Here is a 21,570-nt window from a genome sequence, read left to right as displayed (position 1 = left end):
GCCAATTATTTGAATAAAACGGTAACCTTTTGGCCTAAATTACGTCTAGTAATTATTGGAATTATTTAAACTGAAAGTGAGGATAACTTATGAAACGACGTTTCTTGCACGTAACCAAGCTTGCTGGTCTGACGTTAGTCGCCACTGTAACCGCATTCACCGCTGTGTCTGACGTTTCTGCCAGCATGTCCAGCCCATGGACGGACGATACCGCTTCTGAAAATAATACGGCGCGCTCGCAAGTTTCCGTCTCTTTTCAAAATACGACTGTCAGCCTTCCTTTTCCTCCGCGAATGATAGAAGGAACAATAATGGTTCCCGGAAAAGCCGTTCTGGAAGGATACGGCTACAAGCTCACCTGGCATGCTGGTGAGAAGCGGTTAACCGCCGAACATCCGAGCAAGCTGGGGCTCGTATTTTGGGCGGATCGCAAGGAAATGGAGATCGGTGGCAAACGGATAAACCATTTGAAAACAGCCCCTTATTTGGACAAAAAAATGATTTGGCTGCCGCTGAGGCTCGTTGCAGAAGCATCTGGCCTCAGCGTCACCTGGGACGCCTTCCATCGAACGGCATTTGTGAGCGATCCGCATGCTCTCCCGCAATTTAGCGTGATGACAAAGCCAAATGACGGCACGGTAGCCTCACCTATGCCGCTGCTTAAATATATGCAGGAAAATATGAATGTCGATGTGCGGCTGCAATTGGCTGATCCGGAATTTTATAAGGAAAAAACAACCGTCCTGTTCGCTGCGGGTGATCCCGCTTCTATCATGCTGCTTGAAGATCCGTACCAGTACAACGATGAGCTGCTGGAGAGCCTTGCGGTTGATTTGACGAAGCAGCTGGATGCTTATCCGCGGTTAAAGGCGCTTGCGGGCAATAACGCCTTGGGCGGCCGAGTCATTAATGGCAAGCTTTATGGCATTGCCCGCCCTGGCGATCAGCATGACGCGCCCTTCCCAGCCATTAGGCAGGATTGGCTGGATAAGCTGAATTTAGCCCAGCCCAAAACGATGGATGAACTATATGAGGTATTAAAGCAATTTACGTTTAACGATCCGGATGGCAATGGCAAACAGGATACAATCGGATTATCGGGCTATACCTTTGCCGCCGGACTAGGTACGCTAACTTGGGTCGAGCAAGCTTTTACAGGAAGCCCTGACCGTTTCTCCATGAAAGACGGCAAGCTGATTGATCATGCCGCTGCGCCTGAACAAGCACAGGCGCTGAAATGGCTCGCTCACGCTTACCGCGATGGGCTGGTGGACAAAGAATTCGCCGTTAGAACTGGGGAACAGACGCAAGACCGCTTGAGTGAAAATCTCACTGGCCTTGCTGCCATGAGCGTCACCGAAGCAGCCCAGCTTTCTGCTGGACAAGCGGTGTGGGTGCCGCTTTCCGGCATTCAAGCTACTTCAGCAAGCCCAGCGATTGCCCCATGGAAGCTGGAGGGAAATGGGATGTATATCATTAGCGCCATGACGAGAACCGAACCTGGGCTGATGCTGAACTGGCTGAATCGCGGCTATGAAATGACGGAGAAAAACGAATGGGGAGCGATTGCCGAGCTTGGTGCCGCGGACTATTCTGCCATCAATCATCTGTTCGGACAAACCGATATGCTGAAAGGCAATCAAAGTGTAGCAGCGTTGCCTGCCAATGTAAGGAGCACTTATGAAGCTGCCGTTGCCGAGTGGCGTAAAACCTCTTATGCCGACACGACGCTGCCTCAGCTTAACAGCTTCTGGAGCCAAGGCAAATATGCCGATCTAAACAATAAGCTGGTGATGTTTAAAATTAAAGTGATTATGGGGGCAGCAACGATTGAGGAATGGGAGCGTTATATCGCCACTCTTGTAGCGAGCGAAGAATATAAGCTAATGATCGCCGATATCCATACCCATCTTGCAGTCCCAGCCAAGTGAGCGGCTGGCTAGCCGCATTTTCACAGGCAGCTAGTCTTGCCGAGCATTAACCTATTTACACGTCTGGGCATATAGTGGAGCATCTTAGTCTGAGAGGGATATGAAGATGAATGCTACTTATGCAAGCTATAATCGCGATCCTTATCGCACGTATCCGATGAATGGCTGGCAAGCCCAGCCTCATCATGCCGCGATGCATATGAAAGTACAAACAGCCGAACCACAGCAGCCGCTTACCTTTGTGCTTATTCACGGCTCTTGGGCGGATGCCAGTTTTTGGGACGAATCAGCTGCTGAGCTGCGCAAAATGGGCCACACCGTGTATACGCCAGAGTATCCCGGACACGGCAAGGATCCGAACAAAGCCGTGACCCACGGGATGTTATCGCGCTCGATTGCAGATTTCATTATCGCCCATCATTTGCAGCAAATTGTCCTAGTGGGACATAGCTTTGGCGGCTCTTTAGTTCAAAAAGTGGCAGAGCTTGTTCCGGACCGCCTGAAACGGCTCGTATTTTTCAATGCCTTCGTGCTGAATGACGGGGAAATGGTCGCGGACGAGTTTCAGCCGGCTGCCCAGGTCTTTTTTCAACAGCTGAGAGAAAGCTCCAAGGATAATACAATTATGCTGCCATTTCCCTTTTTTCGAGAAACCTTCGTCAATCTTGCAGGCCTCGGTTTTGCCAAACATGTGTACAGCCAAATTACACCGGAGCCCGCTGGCCCATTTTATGAAAAGCTGGATCTCAAAAAATTTTACAGCCTGACTACCCCCAGAAGCTATCTGTACTTCACGGTAGACAACGTTATGCCGCAATATAATCAAATGTATGGCTGGCATCCTCACATGTCGAGCAGACTGGGCTTATTCCGACTAATTTATGGGCATGGCGATCATTTTTCTACCGCAAAAACCGAGCCGCGCATGCTGGCGCAAAAGCTATATGAGGCGGGAAGAGACTAACCTGTACCAAAGAAAAAAAGGCAGCCATCCGGCTGCCCTTCCCTCCATACTTTATTAATAATTTTCCTGCTTTAAATGAATGGAGAACAAGCGTCTCCCGCTTTCATCAGCTTCCCTATACTGAACGATCTGCCACTGCCGATAGATAAGAGCTTGCAGCTCATTTGCTGCGTGCTCATCCAGTACAAAACCCCGCACTCCATCGTCCACGCTTCTGTAATCCCGCTCTGCTTGAAGGCCGAAGCGGAAACGAAGCAGCTTCTTCAAACCATTTAAATGCAAAAAACCGAATTCATAGCCGCTGCGGAAAGCTTCCTCCAAATCAATATGCAGCTCCTCTGCAAGCTGGACCCGCTCTACGAATGCCATTGAAGGCTCTGCCGTTCGATCGATAATGGAGGAGAAATCCTTGCTTCGTATACAAGCCGCAATATGCGCATCCGATTCGCCGCTAGTCCGGCAGTTTTCAATGAGCAACGCAATCGGCAGCGGCAATTGCATTTTATGCTTCATCTGGCGCGCCCCCTGTTTGAGCAGTTGCGGCAAGATGCTTGCCCAGCCAAGCGTTTACTTCACGGAGTGCCTCCACGCGATAAGAGGGCTTGCCGTTTTTGAGAAAGGCGTGATTAGAGCCTGGATAGCGAATGAGCTTCGTTTGCTTGCCTAACCGCTTAAGAGCGGTGTACCACTCGTCAGATTGGCCGACTGGACAGCGAAAATCCTGCTCACCATGCATAATAAGCACCGGAGCCTTCACTTGACTCACATAGGTCAGTGGCGATTTTTCCAACAGCAAGCCCTGCTGCTCCCATGGGTTCCCGCCTACGATGCCTTCTGTGTAGGAAATGCCAATATCGCTTGTCCCGTAGAAGGAAAGCCAATTTGAGATGCAGCGCTGTGACACAGCCGCTTGGAAACGGTTATTTTGGGAAATGATCCAGTTGGTCATTAGCCCTCCATAGCTTCCACCCATGACACCCAAGTGCTCAGGATCGATAAAATCAAAGCGTTCAAGCGCCGCATCGACGGCGTCCATTAAATTGCGGTAGTCTCCGCCACCGAAATCTCCTCGGCAGCTCTGCGCGAAGCGCTGGCCATAACCGAAGCTTCCGCGTGGATTTACATAGAGAACTGCGTATCCTGCGGAAGCTAGCGTTTGAAGTTCATGGCTATAGGTTGGCGCATACATCGCATGCGGGCCGCCATGAATGACGAGCACCAGCGGCGCCTTTCCGCCTTGAGGGAGTGCTGGCGGGCGCATCATCCAGCCTTGGATACGGTCGCCATCCGTGGAATCGAACCATAACGTCTCAGGAATGCTAATGTCCAGTTCCTCCATTGCCGCCTTATTCCATGACGTCAACCGCAGCTCCTCTCCGCTCAGTCGATCCAAACGGTAAAGCTCGCCTGATCCATGAGCATCCATAGACAGCATAATAAAGTAACGGCCATCCCTGGTTTCCTCTAGCTGGTAAATGTCGCGTTCCCCCGATGAGACCGGCTCCGGTGCTCCAGCTTCTCTGAACCAATAAAGCTGGGCTTGTCCATGATGCGTACCTAATGCGAATACACTCGTTCCATCCTTAGCAAACAACGGGCCGGGCATAACCGCAGCCGTGCGCATGTCGTTCAAAATATAATTGCCGACCTGAACATCCGTCTCCTGCCATGCGACAGGAGCTCCACCGCTACTTGGCACTGTATAAATGTTGCTTTGAGTGCCACTGCCATACTTGCGGTCTTCGGCAATTAACGCAATCATGCTGCCGTCCGGCGAATAGCTGAACTGGCTGATGCTCAGTGAACGATCCGTAATCCGGCAAAGCTCTCCGCCAACTGCCCTGACTGTAAACAAATCCTGATAGGCGATTAAATCCGGGTCAAGCTCGGGATCATCTATTTTTTTGCTTAAAAAAGCAAGCTTGCTCCCATCCTCCGTCCACACGGGCTGTGATACATTAAACCTGCCTGACGTAAGCTGCGTCACTTCTCCGCTCGTTACCTCAACCCGAAACAGCTGGCTGTATCTGCCATCCCACCAGCCTGCTCCTTCCGCTTTCGGAATCGTCCGCTCGTAGCTTCGGCCGCGGCGGCTTTCCTGCTTGACGATTTCTTCCTTTGTGAGCTTTCCCTGCGCCTCTTCCTCGCTTATTCGGCTCGTATAGGCGATTGCGCTCCCATCTGGCGACCAGACGAAAGCAGCAACGCCATGCTTTGCCGAAGTAAGCTGGGCAGCAGTACCTGCGCTCACATCTGCCAGCCACAGCTGCTTGCCGTTTTCGTTCACCCGCAGAAAGCCCAGCTTCAGCCCATCCGGCGACCAGCTCGGTGCGAAATCCTTGGAACCATCCGTTAATGAAGCATCCTCTTGGCCATCTATCGTTACGACGCGGATATGCGTCTTATAATCATTTTTATCTTGATCGATTTCTTTGTACACATAAGCGACTGAAGATGTCACCGGATGAATGGACGGATCGCTGATCCAGCTGTAATGGTATAAATCCTCAGGCTCGATTAAGCGTTTAGGCTCAGGCATATAAGCGCCTCCTCTTGATCTTAGCTTTAGTCTAGTTAAGCGGAAAATGGCAGGCCGCCATATGTCTGGAGCCGGAAGGTTCCAAGGCAGGCGCTTCAATTTTACATATAGGCTGCACATAAGGGCAGCGAGGATGAAAGGCACAGCCAGTCGGCGGATTAACAGCGCTCGGAAGTTCGCCAGACAACACAATCCGCTCCTTGCGGATCGTCGGATCAGGTACAGGAACGGCCGACAGCAAAGCCTGCGTGTACGGATGCTTTGGCCGCGCAAACAAGTCGTCACGGTCAGCAAGCTCCACAATCCGCCCTAAATACATGACCGCAATGCGATCGCTAATATGCTTCACGGAAGGCAAGCCGTGGGCGATGAAAATATAAGTGAGTGAAAACTGCTGCTGCAGCGATTTCAGCAAATTTAAAATTTGCGCTTGAATCGATACATCCAGCGCCGATACGGGCTCATCGCAGACGATCAGCTTCGGCTTAAGCGCGAGCGCTCTTGCAATACCGATTCGCTGGCGCTGTCCGCCGCTGAACTCATGGGGATAACGGTCCAACTGATGGGCACCAAGGCCCACAGTCTCCAGCAGCTGGACTACCTCGCTTTGCAGCTCGCGCCCTTTCGCCAGACCATGAATTTTGAGCGGCTCACCAACGATATCTTTAACGGTCATTCTTGGATTCAGCGAGGCGTATGGATCTTGGAAAACAATTTGCAGCTCTCGCCTTACCTGTCGGATGTCCTGCTCATTCATTCCCGTAAGACGCCTGCCCTCAAACCAAATCTCGCCAGACGACGGCTCAAGCAGCTGCGCTACCATCTCGCCCGTTGTTGATTTGCCGCAGCCGGATTCGCCGACGATGCCCAGTGTTTCCCCTTGATTAATCGTGAAATTGAGGCCATCTACTGCTCGGACATACTCATTGCCTCGGGCAAACAAGCCCCGCTTCAAGGGGTAATGCTTTCGCAAATCTTTCACTTCCAGCAGGGGCGCCGCATTAAAGCCACTCTGGTTCATCATGACACCTCCTCGCTTTTCAGGCATCTCGCATAATGACCATTGCCAACTCGCTCAAGCTCCGGTTTTATGACCATGCATTCGCTGCCTGCATAGGAGCAGCGAGGGTGGAAAGGACAACCGCTTGGCATGTCCAGCAAATTAGGTACCATGCCGGGTATTGACGCTAGCTGCTCCCTCTGCTCATCCATTCTTGGCAAAGAACCGAGCAGACCGACTGTATAGGGATGCTTCGGAGCAGCAAAGAGATCGATGACCGATGCTTCTTCGACAACTTCCCCTGCATACATAACGACGACCCGATCCGCCATTTCCGCAACAATGCCTAAATCATGCGTAATTAAAATAACGCCCGTCTGCTGTTCCTTGCTGAGCTTTGAAATTAAATCTAAAATTTGCGCCTGAATCGTCACATCCAGCGCCGTTGTCGGCTCATCAGCAATAAGCAGCTTCGGCTCACAGGCGAGCGCCATCGCAATCATAACCCGCTGCCGCATCCCTCCCGATAGCTGATGGGGAAATTGGCGAACCAGCTTGGAAGCATTAGCTATGCCTACACGCTGCAGCATATCTATACTTTTCTGCTTGGCCTCCGCTTTGCTTGTGCCTTGGTGGACGCGGAATACTTCCGCCAGCTGATTGCCAATTGTAAATACAGGATTAAGCGATGTCATCGGCTCTTGAAAAATCATCGACATTTCGTTGCCGCGCAACTTTCTCAGCTCCTTGCGAGAGAGCTTTACCAGATCGCGCCCTTGGAATGTAATTTCCCCGCCCGTTATAGTACCTGGAGATGCGATAAGACCCATAATGGAAAGCGACGTAACGCTTTTTCCACAGCCTGATTCCCCTACTATAGCTAGCGTTTCCCCCGCTTCGACGGAGAAGGAAACGCCGTTCACTGAAGGGATAACGCCCTTGTCCGTTTTAAAACTCGTTTGCAAATGTTTAACTTCCAGCAAAGGTGTCGGCATATTGCTCCCTCATTTCCCTTCTTATTCCTTCGATTTCATGCGAGGGTCCAGCATATCGCGAAGCCAATCTCCGAAAAAGATAACGCCTAGAACCGTAATCGTAATGGCAAGCCCCGGAAAAGTAGCAACCCACCAGCTAGTAGCCAAATATTGGCGACCATCGCTCAGCATCCCGCCCCAGGAAACGGCAGGCGGCTTAATGCCAAGCCCTAGAAAGCTAAGTGACGCTTCCATAATAATCGTTGTAGCCACGCTCATCGTGGAAATAATGATGAAGGATGACAATACATTCGGCAAAATATGGGTGAAAATAATCCGCCCATTCCGTGCGCCTAGCGCTCTCGCAGCTTTTACAAAATCCCGTTCCTTCACGCTGAGCACTTCCCCGCGGACAACCCGCGCATAGGAGACCCAGTTAGTTACGCCAATAACGAAGATTAGCGTTCCAAGTCCCGGTCCAAGTACGGCGAGTACAACGAGCATAAACAAAATCGCCGGAATAGCAATAAAGGCATCGGCGACCCTCATAATAATGGCATTTACCCATTTGCCATAAAAGCCTGCAAGCAAGCCCAGAAGCGCTCCGATTGCACCTGACAGCATAACGGCACCAATGCCGACGATTAAAGATACTTGCGAGCCATAAACAATTCGGCTCCAAATATCTCTGCCCAAATTATCCGTCCCCAGAAAATGCTCATGCGTGCCGCCCTCCAGCCACATCGGCGGAAGCAGCCGCTGCGCCGGGCTGATCTTCGCTGGCTCATGGGTGGCAAACAATGGCGCGCCAATAGCAATGATGCACACGGCGAGTACAATCAGAATACCGAGCGTACCGGTCTTGCTTTTCAAAAGCGACTTTATGCCTTGCCGCCACCGGCTTTCCGTTTCCTCGGACCGCTTGCCCAGCAAGCCATCCGCTTGCGATTTGGATAATAACGACATCTGCCTCACCTCTGGCTTTAACTGTATTTAATGCGTGGGTCCAGATACCGGTATACAATATCCGTTAATAAATTCACAACCAATACGATGATGGCAATGACGAATACGGCTGCCTGTACAATCGACATATCATGCGTATTGACGGCCGACACGAGCAGTTGTCCAAGCCCCGGCCATGAGAACACGGTCTCGGTTACGAGCGTCCCGCCGATCAGGCTTGTAAATTGCAGGCCCATGATTGTAACGACGGGAATAAGTCCATTGCGCAGCGCATGCTTGAAAATAACGATCGTCTCCAGCAGCCCCTTGCTTCTCGCCGTACGAATATACTCCTGATTCAAAATCTCCAGCATGCTTGCTCGAATGAGCCTCGTCATTTGCGCCGCAATGCCGGCTCCAAGCGTTATGGCCGGAAGGACAAGATGCTCCGGCCCGCCCTTACCGGAAACGGGGAAAATGCCTAATATGACCGAAAATAATAAAATCAGCATAATGCCCGTCCAGAAATTCGGCATCCCTTTGCCAAGCGCAGACAAGCCTGAAATGAATAGATCCAAATAAGTGTTGCGCTTCAGCGCCGAAATAATGCCCAGTGGAATCGCAATCAGCGTTGCAATCAGCATTCCCGCTCCAGCAAGCTGGAAACTTGCAGGCAACCTTTCCAGCACAAGCGGCAAAGCTGATTGTCCGTAATGGAAGGAATGTCCGAAATCTCCCTGGATTGCATTAAAGAGAAATAGGCCGAATTGAACATATAGAGGCCGGTCCAGCCCCAGCGCCTCAGACAGAACGGCCCGATCCTCCGCTGTTGCCGTTTCCGGCAGCATCAGATTGACCGGGTCACCCGTCACATGCACAAGCACAAAAACGATGGCGGATATGAGAAATAGAACCGGCACCATTTGCAGCAAAGATTTGATCAAGTATTTGCCCACTGAACGGCCCCTCTCCCTGTAATAGATTAAAGCAAAAGGAAGGGAATAGAACGCTATTCCCCCCTTTATAGTTGATGCTATTTTAGCGTAATGTCTTCCGCATAATACATTTCATCGAGCCTTGGCTTATAGCTGATGCCTGCTCCGACGCCGTAAATGCCTTTCATTTGATACAAATAAATAGTAGGACGGTCAACTGTAAATTGCTGTTGAACCTTCTGGTATTGCTTCTCACGGTCAGCTAAATCCATGTTTTGCAGCGCCGATTGCAGCAGCTCTTCTACTTCTGGATTGTTATAATCCGTCTCACCAGCGGCATTTTCTTTCTTGAAGCGATTGTAATTGTTCGAGGCATCAAACAAGGAGTTTCCTACGCCCAGCAGGAACAGCTCGTTAAACTTCTTCGAGTTCAGCTTCTCGCTGAAGCTGCTGGCTTCCAAAATTTCCAAATTAACTTCAAAGCCTACATCCGTAAGCATCGCTGCTACGACCTCGGCCACCTCTTTGTATTGTACGGAAGCTGAGAACGATACTTTCGCGCCATTTTCATAACCAGCTTCTTTCAATAAAGCTCTCGCACGCTCTTGGTCGTACTCAAACGTATCATACAAGCTCGGATCTGAACCGAAGTTGCCAGGGGTAACCGACGTTCTAGTCGGAATGCCTGCGCCGCCAGCGATGCTGTCGATAATAACCTGATTGTCGATCGCAAGATCAATCGCCTCGCGAACCTTCGGATCAGCAGTAATCGAACCTTCCGTCATGCGCATAATGATATGAAGCACACGCTGAATTTTCGCTTGTTCTACACTCAGGCCATCGACGCCGTCAATACGGGCAATGTCCGTTGCCGGAACGCCAGCAGCAATATCAACGCCGCCTGTCAGCAGCTCGGATACACGAGTGGACGCTTCAGGAATGGAGCGGAAAACAACATTTTCCCATTTCGGCGTTCCACCGAAATAATCGGCATTTTTCACCAGCTCAATGCGGTCATCTTTCGTCCATTTGGAAAATTTATAAGGGCCTGTGCCTACCGGAGCTTTCAAGAAAGCTTCCATGCCGTTCTCCTCAATATATTTGGAAGGCAAGATGCCTGCACCCATACGGGACAAACGATTAAGCATAATCGGGTCTGGCGTTTCAGTGATAATATCAACCGTAAAATCGTCAATAACATTGACTTCTTTAATATGCTTGTAATAGGTGTTTTGCTTCAAAGTGGTATCCTTTGCGACACGCTCAAGCGAGAACTTTACATCCGCCGCTGTGAATGGATCGCCGTTGTGGAACTTGACGCCTTCGCGCAGCTTCAATCTCCATGTTGTATCATTGACCTGCTCCCACGAAGTGGCAAGCACGGGCACTTTGTTTTGCTCGTCGTCATTTTTCAGCAAATAATCAAACACATTGACGAGTACCGCTTCGCTCATCGTGTTGTTGTTGTTGTGGGTATCGAAGCTTTCGATATCCGTCGAGTTAGCGATCGTTAAAGTCGTTTTGTCTGCGCCAGTTGGAGCGCTAGCCGTCCCGCCATTCGTTTGCGTCTCATTTTTCGTCTCTGCGGCATTGCCGCATCCTGTAACAACCAGCATAACCGCTATTATTGCTGCAAAGCCCTGTACATACCATCTTTTCAAATCGCACAGCCTCCTGAAATTCGTTTTAGTTTGTTTGTTCTAATATAAGAATTTATAAGTTTCACCTTGCCATTCACAATTGCGGATCAGCCAAATAGTTAAGTGCAAGGGCCGACAGCATTGCAGCTCCATAAGGGAGAGCAGCTTCATCCAAATCAAATTGGGGATGATGCAGCGGGTAGGATGTATATGCCTCTCCGCTTCCAACCCCCAAGCGGAAAAACACGCTTGGCACAGCCTCTGAATAAAAAGCAAAGTCCTCGCCGCCCATCGACGGCTTTACATAAATCCATTTTTTCCCGCCGAGTACCTGCTCGCTTGTCGAGGTAAGAAAATCAACCATCGCTTCATCGTTTTGCACAACCGGATAGCCCATCTGGTAGTTCAATTCGTAATCCGCGCCAAAGGATGAGGTCACGCCGCGAATGATGTCCTCAAGCAGCTGCGGCATCCGATCGCGTACTGCCGGTGTCAGTGTCCTAACTGTGCCGACCATCTCCACTTCTGGCGCAATCGCTGCTCCCATGTAGCCTCCGTTGATTTTGCCAATGGTCACGACCACCGGCTCAAGCGGATCAACCAGACGGCTCGCTACATGCTGCAAGGCTGATATCACCTGTGCCGCTACCGTAATCGCATCTACTCCCTCATGAGGACGGGCAGCGTGACCGCCTTTGCCGATCACCTTGATCTTAATGCTGTCCGCTGAAGCGAAGGCAACTCCCTTCGTTACTGAAATGGAGCCTGTCGGCAGCGCAGGAAAGACATGAAGCCCTGCCATTACGTCCACAGCGGGATTTTGCAGCACACCGTCGTCCATCATCGCTTTCGCTCCAGCAAGCCCTTCTTCGGCAGGCTGAAATACAAATTTGATATTTCCGCTTACCGGCTTCCCTAAACCTGCTAGCAGCTGGGCTGCGCCCATAAGCATGCTCGTATGAGCATCATGGCCGCATAAATGTGCTTTTCCCGGTATTTTCGATTTATAAGGAACGCTCTTCAAATCCTCGATCGGCAAGGCATCCATATCTGCCCGAAGCGCGATGGTGGGACCAGGCTTTTCGCCGCGAAGCAGTGCGACAACGCCTGTTTTCCCAATATTCGTCTGAACCTCCAAGCCTAGCTGCCGCAAATGCTCGGCGACGATTCCCGAAGTTCTTACTTCCTCAAATCCAGTTTCAGGGTATTGATGGAGATCTCTGCGCCATGCTACTAGTTGTTCCTTCTGCTGATTTGCAAGAGCAAGAAGCTCATTTAATTTCAATTTGTTCACCCTCCTACAGTGCCGGTTGACCAGTTAACTGTCTCCTTCGACAACGACACGCGCATAAATCGCATGTACGGTTTCGTCGATATGCTGATTCATCGCTTCTTTCGCGCCGTTTCCATTGCCGGCTTGAAGCGCTTCGAGCAGCAGCATATGCTTGTCATAACTTGTCCGTCTGACGTTCTCGTTATAGGGCATCAGATCCAGTGCAGGATTAATTTTGGTGCGAATTTTCCTGACTGCCTTCTCGAAATAATCGTTGCCGGAAGCTTTCGCAATCGACAAGTGAAATTTGACGTCCAAGGAACGGAACATTTCACGCGTGCAATCCTCCTCCATGCTCGTTTCAATAAAACCCCGCAGCAGTTCGAGCTCTGCCGTGCTTATCCGCTTAGCAGCAAGGTAAGCCGCTTCCGGCTCTATAATGGAGCGATATTCGAATACTTTCAGCATATCGTCCCAGCCGCCGCGCACCTCCTCGCGTGTTCTCTGGTGCGAGTTTATCGTTAAAGGAAGAACGAATGTGCCGCCCTTGGCTCCAATCCGCTTCTCGATTAGCCCTTTGCCTTCAAGGTCGGATAATGCTTCCCTGACCGCAAGTCTGCTAGCCTTGAATACTGCTGCAAGCTCACGTTCCGTTGGCAGTTGCTCCTCCGCCAGAAAATCTTTAAGGATAATCGCTTCCTCTAGCTGCTCCAAAATAAAATCGCTAACTTTTTTAGCGGATACTTTTTCGAACTGCATTTGACCCCTCCAAATCAACAGAAAAACATTAAGGTTCAAACCTTAGACCAAAACTACCATATCAATCCCTATCTGTCAACTTGGTATTTGAATTTTCTTCGACAACGGCTCCCTTTATCCGACAAAATCCACCTAGCGCAAGCGTAAACGGCTGTTGCCGTCCTCTGGCGGCAAAGCTACCGTTTCGCGTAGAAATATAGAGAATGGATGGAATAATCATATCCTTTCCTATATTTCAAGCGTAAACGGCTGTAGCCGTCCTCTGGCGGTAACAGCCGTTTCGCGATGAAATATAAGCCGATTATAAGTGTGAACCTGATAAATTCTTAAATTTCAAAGAAGACCGCCGAGTGGCATTTGGACGTATGATCCAAACCCTTTGGCGGTCTTCTATACTGCTTCCTATTATTTTGGGGTGCTTTTTGGTCGCTTTAAGCAGCTTTTACACGAGTGAAATATCGCGAGCACTGAATGACGACAATGAGCCAAACCAGGCTAATCAAATAAGCACCTACAACATCACTCGGATAATGCACGCCTAAATAAATTCGGCTGATCCCTATGCTGGCAATCATAATCGAGCTGAAGGCAAGCAGCCATATCCTCGCCTGCTCTAACGGAATATGACGCCAGCATAAGTATGTAACGATTCCATAAAAGGTAAACGCACTCATGGAATGACCGCTCGGAAAGCTGTAGCCTGCTTCAACAATAATCGCATTTAAACTCGGCCTTGCACGTTGAAACAATAGCTTTAGCCCAAGATTCAGCAGCGCGGAGCCAATTACAGCTGTTAAAAACACGATCGTCTCCCTGCGGCTCTTCCAAACAAGCAACAAAAAAAGCGTAATGGGAACCGCTAACAGAGACACGATGTACACAGACCCAATAAAAGATAGAAACTTCATGATGCTTGTCCAGATCGGAGCATGGAACAATTGAATGTAATGGATTACCTCTTGATCCAGCATCCTCACCAGTTCAGTTTGAACGGATAGCCCAATTGAAATAAATAGAACGAAGCTCGCAAGCGCAAGCACATTCAACTTTGAAAGAGAGAACACAACCACTTCCTTACTATCGTGACCTCTTGCCCTTTGTAAACATATTGCAAAATTAAGGACGATAACAGTATACTACTTTTTTCTTTATGAATGGAAACGCAGGGCATTCACCACCTATTGACAGAACAAATAAATCATCAAATTACAACCAAAAGCCTGCTTAAACAGGCTTTTTTCCTGTATGCATTCGCTTATTGTTCCCTCTCTTCAATTATAAATTCAGGGGCGTTTTCGGATTAGGCGATTAATTGCTGTGGAAATCGCTTTCTGGTTATTGCTTTCCTCTTCCGCTTTTTTTAGAGCAAGCAAGGCCAAACCATCACCAATCAACGACAACGAAGCAGAAATTTTAAACAGATCGTCAGAGGTTATTTTTTGTTCATTAGCCATTATTTACTCCTCCTCAATAGATGATTATATTCATCAGCCCTATATAAAGCGGGATTGTTCAAAACCTCGTCAGGAGTTATCATCTTTCTCCGCTCTGGCTTTTAAAACGGCAAATAGCCCAAAAAGATCGCCAACCACTAATATTACAGCAGACCATAAGGCGAGATCATCAGCTGAAGGTTCATTCGATTCCGGTTTTGTAGTGGTTTTTGACATCCGGATTAAGCTCCTTCGTTACTTTGTAATGATAACAGCCTATGCAGAAGGTCACTATGTGGTATAGGCATATGTAATGCATTCGGAAATTTTCGCCCTCACTTGAACGTAAAAAGAACGTCAAAGCGCACTTTGACGGTCTCGTATACGTCTCAACCTAATATTGCGGTTCTGCCGCCAGCACATCAAAATTCTGTATGTTCACAAGCGCCTTCTTGCCGCGATTTCCTCTCTCAACCACCTGCTTACCAGCCTCTTCATCCCATGTTTTTTTCACGAAATCACCTGTCAGCAAATTATAATCATCCTCATCGGCATTATCTATAAGCTCATTGCCCGTAAAATACGAGCCCGTTGTGGCCCCAATCAAATACCAGGCCTCATCCTGATAACGAAAACGATACGTATTGTACCATCTCCAGTTGCTCCCGCCGACATGACGAAGAACAAGAACGCCCTTCTCAATCGTCAAGCCTTCAAACGGGTCGCCGTAAATGCCGCCTTCATTAGCGCTCATTACCGCATGCTCTGCAATAACAGACCGCTTGTATGTATGATCCTCTTGTCCAAAAGCAACCATAATGGCGCGATCCGGCGCTTCTTGCGAGATGTCTTCCTTCTCCAGCACAGCGGCGATGTCGACAAGCCCATCGTTGTTCAAATCTCCTTCTGCTTGCTCAGGCTCTCCCTCAAAAATCTCCAGCACCTTCCATCCAGTTGGAACGAGTGACTCGAAATCTGCTGCTTCAGCCCCGTCATCCGTGGCGCTTGCTATTGGCGATTCCGAATCACCCTGACTCATATCCAATGCATGATCCTGACTGAACAGACTAGGCGCTGCGCTTGCCAAAATAGGATCAGCTTCAGGCTCAATGCTCCCAGTATTCGTATTCGTGCCGCCGCTGCATGCGCTCATGAACAGCAAGCAGATAATAACCAGCGTGTAACAAATTCTCAAACATTTTCCCCTTCTCTATCTCCATCCAACCGCTTTAGTTCCTCATCGGTAAAATGCTTGATCGCTTTCTCTTTGGCAAATTTTCCGGCATTGTATTGCTTCGAGCCGTTTCTTGGCACGGACAGGCTGTTCCACTCGTTTTCCTTCAACCCTTTTGCAGCGTAAACGATTTGCCCAATATGATAGGGGTAATGCGCCAGCTGACGGTTGATCGCCTCCAAAACGGTATGCCCTTCGTTGCGAATATAAATAATTTGGCCAAGCTGCTCTGGCTGGAGCGAATCTATCGCCTGAAAAAAACAAGCCCATGCTTCGTCCCAGCTTGCGAGCAGCTCTTCCTTATTCGCCCAGTCATTTTCAAACTCGGCGTCGCGATCCCGCCAATCCTTCTCGCCGTCTGCTGTCAGAAAATCCGTCCATCTGGACAAAATATTGCCGCACATATGCTTGACGATCGTGCCAATGCTGTTTACATCCTCTTTAGGCTGCACAAACAGCTGCTCCGGCTCGACCTGATTCATTGCTTTTTCAGCAAGCTTCTTGTAGTAGTGGAACTGTGATTGAATGCTATCCAAATAAACACGTTGTAAATCCATTCCAACGCCCCCTTTTTTACGAGTAAAAAATAATTCTTCCGCCGCTTTATGCTAGTTTCCAACCTCCTGCAAGCATCATGATGCTATCTTCCTCATTCTTATTAAAATTATAATAGCATTTCCACTTGTTTGGAAAGGCATTTATATTCGTGCGGGATGTTTTCCGTCAGTTGAATGGCCTTTCAGACAAATGGGATAGGAGCGATTTGGTCATTATAAAATCTATTTGTTCTTCATCACCCATATAGAAAGAGTGGGCCCCTGTTTGAACAAAGCCGATTTTTTTATAGAAGGCAATTGCGCCCTCATTTTTTTCCCAAACCCCTAGCCAGATCTTCTCTTTGTTCCGCTCTATCGCTACATGCACAGCTTTATTTATTAGATGTTTGCCTAGCCCCTGCTTATGAAATTTGTTCCTTATATAAATTCTCTCGATTTCAAGCGAATCGCTGCCCATTATTTCAGTTTGAGCATCGTCGGTGTTTTGCTTTAAATACCCGGCAATTTCCTCATTAGAATAAATAAAAAAGAATTCCGAAGAGCTATTACATAATTCTTTTTCTAATTGGTTAAAGTTAAATGCTTTTTCCAGGTAGGCTTTCATATTTTCCGGCGAATTTTGATGGCTAAATGTCTCAATAAATGTTTCAACACTAACTTCTTGAAGCAATCTTACATCTTCAATTGTGCACTTTTTTATATTTATACTCATTTTATTTTTCCTCCTGTTACTAGATCAATCATTTCTCGCGCTTCCCTTATTGTAAAGGGCAAACCGTCTTTTCTTGCTCTGCAGAAAATAGTTTTTTTATTTTTTGGTTATATTATTTTTCAAATGAGTTAAAAAAATAGTACACTATTTTTGTTGCATTTACAACAAAAATAAACATAGCATTTTCCACAGCTACAACTTTTTTTCTTTCCGTATCAGAAATACGATAGATATAAGCGAGCTGGCAAATGAATAAGCTTTATAAGATGTCAGCAGCTTCTTGACACTCGGCAGCACCAGCGAACCAGTCGAATCACCACGGCAATAATGTTATGTTTAATAACGCAAAAACCTAGATGACGAACACTAAAGTTATATATATTGACATGAAAAGTAGTGTTGCGTTACTCTAAGTAGCAGTGATTACTGATCAGAACGGTGGTAAAGCGATGCGTTTTAAAAATGTATTTTCTATAATCGGGCCTGCCATGGTCGGCCCCTCCAGCTCGCATACAGCAGGCGCCGTCCGGATTGGCCGCGTAGCAAGGCAATTGCTCGGTACGGTTCCGAACAAAGCTGCTATTAAGCTGTACGGTTCTTTTGCCGAAACCTACCAAGGACATGGCACTGATCTCGCACTCGCGGCAGGCTTGCTTGATTATGATACAGATGATGCCCGAATTCGCCATTCGCTTAAAGATGCTTGGTCATCTGGCGTGGAAATCAACTTCAGCCTGGGAGTCGGACATGTTCCGCATCCGAATACGGCCAGAGTCGAGCTGTGGGCAGGAGATCGATACGCTGAAATTGTCGGCGCATCTATCGGCGGGGGCAATATTATGATTCATCAGATGAATGGATTTGATGTTCAGTGTACGGGGGAGTTTCCAACCCTTGTGCTTCTTCATGGCGATTTCCCCGGCGTACTCTCCGGCATCACACATGTGCTCTGCGAGGATGGCGTCAATATAGGTTACATGGATGTGGATCGGAAAGCGAGGAATGGCGAAGCGATGACCGTTATTGAAGCCGATACGAAAATAACAGCAGCGACGCAGCTCAAAATCCAGCAGCTGCCCCATATGATCAAAAGCTCTGTCATTGATCTCACCTTAAGGAGCTGAGCCGCATGAAATATCGGTTTTTGCATGAGCTGGCCGCAGCGGGACAGCAGCAAGCCAAGCCTATATCGCAAATTATGCTTGAGGAAGAAATCGCAGAGTCCGGCCAAACCGAGGAGCATATTTTTAGGCAAATGGCCGACTATTACCAAGTTATGAAGGAGGCCGTGCATAAAGGGCTAACTGCTAATACGCAATCCAAGAGCGGGCTTACCGGGGGCGATGCTAAGCGCGTGCAATCCTTCACCGCTAATAACGCTCCCTCCTCTGGGGAGCCGGCAAGCAGAGCAATGGCCTATGCCCTCGCCGTTTCCGAGGTCAACGCTTCCATGGGCCGGATTATTGCAACGCCGACCGCAGGCTCATGCGGCATTATTCCTGGCGTATTCGTGAGCGCGCAGGAGCGCTTTGGGTGGAGCGATGAGCATATGGTTAGAGGTTTATTTTGCGCAGGCGCGATTGGCTATGTCATTGCGAATAATTCCTTTATTTCCGGTGCGGAAGGCGGCTGTCAAGCCGAGGTCGGTTCAGCGATCGGCATGGCGGCCGGAGCTATGGTTGAGCTGCGAGGCGGCACGACAGACCAAGCGGTTCACGCGGTTGGGCTTGCCCTTAAAAACTCGCTTGGGCTCATTTGCGATCCCGTTGGCGGTTTAGTAGAAATTCCTTGCATTGTACGCAACGGCTTTGGTGCTGTCACCGCTTTAGCGGCAGCAGATATGGCAATGGCTGGCGTCCGCAGCATCATTCCCTCCGATGAAGTCATTAACGTCATGCTGGAGGTCGGCAGCGCCATGCCGAGCAAGCATAGAGAAACGGCGCAGGGCGGTCTCGCCCAAACGCCGACAGGCCGCAAAATTATGGAAAATTTAAAGAAACGAAAATAAATAGAGAAGCCCTAAAGTGGATTAATTGGATTTATGGGAGCCCGGCGCACAAAGGATAATTCCTTCCGACTCCAGCAGCTTGCGAATCTGCTGGACGAACAAGAACGCCTTCTCGCCATCACCGTGGACACATATCGTATCCGCTGCAATCGGAACCTTTACGCCCTGCGTCGACCATACAGCTCCTTCTCTTATCATCTGAAGGAGCTGCTTCAGCGCTTCATTCGGCTCCTCTATTAGCGCGCCTTCGTGACTGCGCGGTGTTAGCGAGCCGTCTTGCTGGTAGGTACGATCTGCGAATACCTCGCTTGCGGTGCGCAGACCCCGCTTTTTCCCCGCATGAATCAATTTGCTGCCAGACAAGCCATATAATATAAGCTCCGGATTCACCCTGTACACCGCCTCAGCAATCGCTTCAGCCAGTTCCACTCGCCTAGCCGCCATATTATATAAGGCGCCATGAGGCTTCACATGCTGCATGACGCCGCCTTCGGACACAACGAAGCCATTCAGCGCGCTAATTTGATACACGGTCAGGTCATACGCTTCCTCAGGTGAAATCGCCATTTCACGCCGTCCGAAGCCGATTAAGTCCGGCAGCCCAGGATGGGCGCCGATGGCAACGCCATTTTTCAGCGCCAGCTTTACTGTCCGTCTCATCGTTCCCGGATCGCCAGCATGAAAGCCGCAAGCTATATTGGCCGATGTAATGAGCGGCAGCAATTCAGCATCCTGCCCCAGCTCATACACGCCATATTGCTCGCCCAAATCACAATTCAAATCGATAGCCAGCGTCATTCTTCTACCTCTCCTCTCTATAGCGTATTTCAATAAACATGGAAAGCCGCTGCATTTGAAGCTCGTGCTTGATATAAAGCTCTTCCGATTTTTGCCTAGTAATCTGCTTGAATCTAATCGTCTCTCCCGGCTTCGCTTGCGCCAGCAGCGGCAAATCTACCGTCGCCACTTGGGCGATTTTCGGATAGCCGCCAATCGTCTGATGGTCCGCCATCAAAATAATCGGGCTGCCGCCAGCAGGCACCTGAATCGTACCCGTGGATACCGCCTCAGAAATAGGCTCAAGCGCTGCAACTGTACTAAGACGCGGCCCTTCCAGCCGATAGCCCATTCGATCCGATTGCGACGAAATACGAAAATCGCTCTGCAAAAAATGCTTCCTGCTCCCTTCGGTAAACGCATCAAAATGCCGTCCCGGCACAAAACGAATGACTGGGTTTTTCCGATAAAAGGGACGTCCCTCTGAGCCAATCGACCAGCTGGTTGCAAAAAATGGCGCGGCATCCTGCCTGTCTTCAGCTTCCTGCTCCCAATAATATAGCGTTTCCGAGGCTCCTTCACCAATCGCCAGCACATCGCCCGCTTTTAAAGCCCGGCCTCCAAAGCCGCCTATAGCCGCACGTGTGTACGTGCTTCTGCTGCCCATAACAAGCGGCACATCAATGCCTCCAGCCGCTGCTATATAAGCGCGAGCGCCCGCGACGCAATTTCCGAACGAAAGCTCATTCCCTGCTTTTATGTACACCGGCCGCCACAGCGGAACGGCTGTTCCTTGCACAGCAGGCGACAAATTGCCCCCGCATATAGCAATTAACGCATCCTGCTCAAAAATCAGCTTTGGGCCGATAAGCGTAGCTTCCAGCACCGCTGCTCCCGCATCGTTACCAACGAGCAAATTAGCCGCGCGAAGCGCAAAATCATCCATCGCCCCTCCGGCAATAATGCCCTGCTGCCTATATCCATGACGTCCCCGATCCTGCACGGTCGTGAGGAGTCCGGCATGTTTTATTCGAATGCCCATTATGCCTGCTCCTCCCATGCGATAAACGCCTCATAGCTAATCGGCTCAAAATAAACCTGATCTCCCGCCCGCAATAAACTCGGCTGCTCATGCGCTGGGCGGAACAGCGCCACTGGCGTTCGCCCGATAATTTGCCAGCCGCCAGGGGAGACAATCGGATAGACCCCAGTCTGCTTGCCGCCGATGCCTACGCTGCCTGGCTCAATCCGCAAGCGGGGCGTGCTCCGCCGAGGCGTAGCGATTTGCTCAGGCAAGCCTCCCAAATATGGAAAACCAGGGGCAAAGCCGACCATATGGACGAGATAAGGCTGCGCCGCATGCATGGCGATGATTTCGCTTTCCGAAAGTCCGCTATGCTCCGCAACCGCTGCAAGATCCGGCCCCAGCTCTCCGCCGTAGCAGACGGGAAGGGTTATGATTCGCGGAGCAGCAGCCTGCTCGTCCTCCAGCTTGCTGACCATGTCCAAGAGCAGCTGGCAGACCCATTCATAAGGGGAAGCAGCCGCTTCAGCCCGCGGATTCCAGTTGTTTTCAGCTAGCGGCGCCAGCAGCTTCATTGGATCATAAAAAATCGTCAGCGTTACATACGCTGGTACAAGCTCAATAAAACCGGGAAAAGGCTCGCGCCGCAAATAAGAGCTGAGTGCTTGCACGCGCTCATGCGTCTTGCGGTCAATCGCGCAGCCGAGCTCGACAATAATTGCCGTATCTCCAAGAGGCGAAAGCTTTACTTCAAAGACTGGATTGACTGGAGCAATAGACATGCCCTCACCTCTTTTTTTCAAAAATAATATTTAAACTCTTATTTCTTATATCGGTCGCTAGCCGGCATAATCATATGCCAGCC

Annotated in this window: 22 protein-coding genes; 4 read left to right on the top strand and 18 right to left on the bottom strand. The window is 49.6% G+C overall.

Annotated elements, in window-relative coordinates; translation table 11 throughout:
• Positions 1-89: 89 nt before the first annotated feature.
• Positions 90-1,931 carry an extracellular solute-binding protein gene (locus tag ASF12_RS13825; RefSeq protein ID WP_081418811.1) on the top strand — a complete coding sequence of 614 codons (1,842 nt, stop codon included), beginning with the start codon at positions 90-92 and terminating at the stop codon, positions 1,929-1,931.
• 106 nt (positions 1,932-2,037) lie between these two features.
• A complete protein-coding gene (locus ASF12_RS13820) occupies positions 2,038-2,895 on the top strand; it encodes an alpha/beta hydrolase (protein ID WP_235533160.1) in 858 nt (285 codons plus the stop codon).
• A gap of 54 nt (positions 2,896-2,949) precedes the next feature.
• Here ASF12_RS13820 and ASF12_RS13815 read toward each other — a convergent pair whose 3' ends face one another.
• The 15 genes from ASF12_RS13815 to ASF12_RS13755 form a co-directional block, all read right to left on the bottom strand.
• Positions 2,950-3,408 (bottom strand): hypothetical protein, encoded by a 459-nt coding sequence (locus ASF12_RS13815; protein WP_056035543.1) that lies wholly within the window; start codon positions 3,406-3,408, stop codon positions 2,950-2,952.
• Positions 3,398-5,434, bottom strand: coding sequence for a S9 family peptidase (locus ASF12_RS13810; protein ID WP_056035540.1), 2,037 nt, complete (start codon positions 5,432-5,434; stop codon positions 3,398-3,400). The genes ASF12_RS13815 and ASF12_RS13810 overlap by 11 nt, the downstream gene beginning before the upstream one ends.
• Positions 5,435-5,465: 31 nt before the next feature.
• Positions 5,466-6,455 (bottom strand): ABC transporter ATP-binding protein, encoded by a 990-nt coding sequence (locus tag ASF12_RS13805; protein ID WP_056035535.1) that lies wholly within the window; start codon positions 6,453-6,455, stop codon positions 5,466-5,468.
• A complete protein-coding gene (locus ASF12_RS13800; RefSeq protein WP_056035532.1) occupies positions 6,455-7,429 on the bottom strand; it encodes an ABC transporter ATP-binding protein in 975 nt (324 codons plus the stop codon). Before ASF12_RS13800 ends, ASF12_RS13805 begins: the two co-directional genes overlap by 1 nt.
• Positions 7,430-7,450: 21 nt before the next feature.
• A complete protein-coding gene (locus ASF12_RS13795; RefSeq protein ID WP_056035529.1) occupies positions 7,451-8,374 on the bottom strand; it encodes an ABC transporter permease in 924 nt (307 codons plus the stop codon).
• A gap of 17 nt (positions 8,375-8,391) precedes the next feature.
• Positions 8,392-9,309, bottom strand: a complete 918-nt coding sequence (locus ASF12_RS13790; RefSeq protein WP_099520528.1) for an ABC transporter permease — start codon at positions 9,307-9,309, stop codon at positions 8,392-8,394.
• A 77-nt stretch (positions 9,310-9,386) separates the two neighbouring features.
• Positions 9,387-10,904 (bottom strand): ABC transporter substrate-binding protein, encoded by a 1,518-nt coding sequence (locus ASF12_RS13785; RefSeq protein ID WP_056035696.1) that lies wholly within the window; start codon positions 10,902-10,904, stop codon positions 9,387-9,389.
• Positions 10,905-11,022: 118 nt separating this feature from the next.
• Positions 11,023-12,213, bottom strand: coding sequence for a M20 metallopeptidase family protein (locus tag ASF12_RS13780; RefSeq protein WP_056035526.1), 1,191 nt, complete (start codon positions 12,211-12,213; stop codon positions 11,023-11,025).
• Between the two features lie 33 nt (positions 12,214-12,246).
• Positions 12,247-12,960: a FadR/GntR family transcriptional regulator gene (locus tag ASF12_RS13775; RefSeq protein ID WP_056035523.1), complete on the bottom strand. Its 714-nt coding sequence runs from the start codon at positions 12,958-12,960 to the stop codon at positions 12,247-12,249.
• 431 nt (positions 12,961-13,391) lie between these two features.
• Positions 13,392-14,024 carry a phosphatase PAP2 family protein gene (locus ASF12_RS13770; protein WP_056035692.1) on the bottom strand — a complete coding sequence of 211 codons (633 nt, stop codon included), beginning with the start codon at positions 14,022-14,024 and terminating at the stop codon, positions 13,392-13,394.
• Between the two features lie 219 nt (positions 14,025-14,243).
• Entirely contained in the window at positions 14,244-14,414 is a 171-nt protein-coding gene (locus tag ASF12_RS34505) for a hypothetical protein (protein ID WP_155973149.1), read from the bottom strand.
• A gap of 69 nt (positions 14,415-14,483) precedes the next feature.
• Entirely contained in the window at positions 14,484-14,630 is a 147-nt protein-coding gene (locus ASF12_RS34500) for a hypothetical protein (protein ID WP_155973146.1), read from the bottom strand.
• Positions 14,631-14,787: 157 nt separating this feature from the next.
• The gene (locus tag ASF12_RS13765; protein ID WP_056035521.1) at positions 14,788-15,588 is read right to left on the bottom strand and encodes a hypothetical protein; all 801 of its coding nucleotides are present in this window, start codon (positions 15,586-15,588) and stop codon (positions 14,788-14,790) included.
• The gene (locus tag ASF12_RS13760; RefSeq protein ID WP_056035518.1) at positions 15,585-16,184 is read right to left on the bottom strand and encodes a DUF1572 family protein; all 600 of its coding nucleotides are present in this window, start codon (positions 16,182-16,184) and stop codon (positions 15,585-15,587) included. The genes ASF12_RS13765 and ASF12_RS13760 overlap by 4 nt, the downstream gene beginning before the upstream one ends.
• Before the next feature lie 166 nt (positions 16,185-16,350).
• A complete protein-coding gene (locus ASF12_RS13755) occupies positions 16,351-16,896 on the bottom strand; it encodes a GNAT family N-acetyltransferase (RefSeq protein ID WP_056035515.1) in 546 nt (181 codons plus the stop codon).
• Between the two features lie 449 nt (positions 16,897-17,345).
• Between ASF12_RS13755 and sdaAB the strand changes: the two genes are divergently transcribed.
• Both sdaAB and sdaAA read left to right on the top strand, forming a co-directional pair.
• A complete protein-coding gene (gene sdaAB / locus ASF12_RS13750) occupies positions 17,346-18,020 on the top strand; it encodes an L-serine ammonia-lyase, iron-sulfur-dependent subunit beta (protein WP_056035512.1) in 675 nt (224 codons plus the stop codon).
• Positions 18,021-18,025: 5 nt separating this feature from the next.
• A complete protein-coding gene (gene sdaAA, locus ASF12_RS13745; RefSeq protein ID WP_056035510.1) occupies positions 18,026-18,904 on the top strand; it encodes an L-serine ammonia-lyase, iron-sulfur-dependent, subunit alpha in 879 nt (292 codons plus the stop codon).
• A gap of 21 nt (positions 18,905-18,925) precedes the next feature.
• Here the strand turns inward: sdaAA and ASF12_RS13740 are convergent, their stop codons facing one another.
• The 3 genes from ASF12_RS13740 to pxpB are packed head-to-tail and all read right to left on the bottom strand — an operon-like array spanning position 18,926 to position 21,487.
• Positions 18,926-19,702: a 5-oxoprolinase subunit PxpA gene (locus ASF12_RS13740; protein ID WP_056035505.1), complete on the bottom strand. Its 777-nt coding sequence runs from the start codon at positions 19,700-19,702 to the stop codon at positions 18,926-18,928.
• Between the two features lie 4 nt (positions 19,703-19,706).
• Complete coding sequence (locus ASF12_RS13735) at positions 19,707-20,723, bottom strand: biotin-dependent carboxyltransferase family protein (protein WP_056035503.1); 1,017 nt, start codon at positions 20,721-20,723, stop codon at positions 19,707-19,709.
• Entirely contained in the window at positions 20,723-21,487 is a 765-nt protein-coding gene (gene pxpB, locus ASF12_RS13730) for a 5-oxoprolinase subunit PxpB (protein ID WP_056035500.1), read from the bottom strand. The genes ASF12_RS13735 and pxpB overlap by 1 nt, the downstream gene beginning before the upstream one ends.
• Positions 21,488-21,570 lie beyond the last annotated feature (83 nt).

It is taken from the genome of Paenibacillus sp. Leaf72, from assembly GCF_001422685.1.
In the GTDB taxonomy this organism is placed as follows: Bacteria; Bacillota; Bacilli; order Paenibacillales; family Paenibacillaceae; genus Pristimantibacillus.
This window is presented reverse-complemented; position numbering and strand designations above follow the sequence as displayed.

Excerpts from the sequence above, each read along its gene's own strand:
- ASF12_RS13815 (WP_056035543.1), bottom strand. The coding sequence starts at position 3,408 with ATGAAGCATAAAATGCAATTGCCGCTGCCGATTGCGTTGCTCATTGAA.
- ASF12_RS13775 (WP_056035523.1), bottom strand. The coding sequence starts at position 12,960 with ATGCAGTTCGAAAAAGTATCCGCTAAAAAAGTTAGCGATTTTATTTTG.
- ASF12_RS13795 (WP_056035529.1), bottom strand. The coding sequence starts at position 8,374 with ATGTCGTTATTATCCAAATCGCAAGCGGATGGCTTGCTGGGCAAGCGG.
- ASF12_RS13820 (WP_235533160.1), top strand. The coding sequence starts at position 2,038 with ATGAATGCTACTTATGCAAGCTATAATCGCGATCCTTATCGCACGTAT.
- ASF12_RS13825 (WP_081418811.1), top strand. The coding sequence starts at position 90 with ATGAAACGACGTTTCTTGCACGTAACCAAGCTTGCTGGTCTGACGTTA.
- ASF12_RS13805 (WP_056035535.1), bottom strand. The coding sequence starts at position 6,455 with ATGAACCAGAGTGGCTTTAATGCGGCGCCCCTGCTGGAAGTGAAAGAT.
- sdaAB (WP_056035512.1), top strand. The coding sequence starts at position 17,346 with ATGCGTTTTAAAAATGTATTTTCTATAATCGGGCCTGCCATGGTCGGC.
- sdaAA (WP_056035510.1), top strand. The coding sequence starts at position 18,026 with ATGAAATATCGGTTTTTGCATGAGCTGGCCGCAGCGGGACAGCAGCAA.
- ASF12_RS34500 (WP_155973146.1), bottom strand. The coding sequence starts at position 14,630 with ATGTCAAAAACCACTACAAAACCGGAATCGAATGAACCTTCAGCTGAT.
- ASF12_RS34505 (WP_155973149.1), bottom strand. The coding sequence starts at position 14,414 with ATGGCTAATGAACAAAAAATAACCTCTGACGATCTGTTTAAAATTTCT.
- ASF12_RS13735 (WP_056035503.1), bottom strand. The coding sequence starts at position 20,723 with ATGGGCATTCGAATAAAACATGCCGGACTCCTCACGACCGTGCAGGAT.
- ASF12_RS13800 (WP_056035532.1), bottom strand. The coding sequence starts at position 7,429 with ATGCCGACACCTTTGCTGGAAGTTAAACATTTGCAAACGAGTTTTAAA.
- ASF12_RS13740 (WP_056035505.1), bottom strand. The coding sequence starts at position 19,702 with ATGACGCTGGCTATCGATTTGAATTGTGATTTGGGCGAGCAATATGGC.
- pxpB (WP_056035500.1), bottom strand. The coding sequence starts at position 21,487 with ATGTCTATTGCTCCAGTCAATCCAGTCTTTGAAGTAAAGCTTTCGCCT.
- ASF12_RS13760 (WP_056035518.1), bottom strand. The coding sequence starts at position 16,184 with ATGGATTTACAACGTGTTTATTTGGATAGCATTCAATCACAGTTCCAC.
- ASF12_RS13755 (WP_056035515.1), bottom strand. The coding sequence starts at position 16,896 with ATGAGTATAAATATAAAAAAGTGCACAATTGAAGATGTAAGATTGCTT.
- ASF12_RS13785 (WP_056035696.1), bottom strand. The coding sequence starts at position 10,904 with ATGCTGGTTGTTACAGGATGCGGCAATGCCGCAGAGACGAAAAATGAG.
- ASF12_RS13810 (WP_056035540.1), bottom strand. The coding sequence starts at position 5,434 with ATGCCTGAGCCTAAACGCTTAATCGAGCCTGAGGATTTATACCATTAC.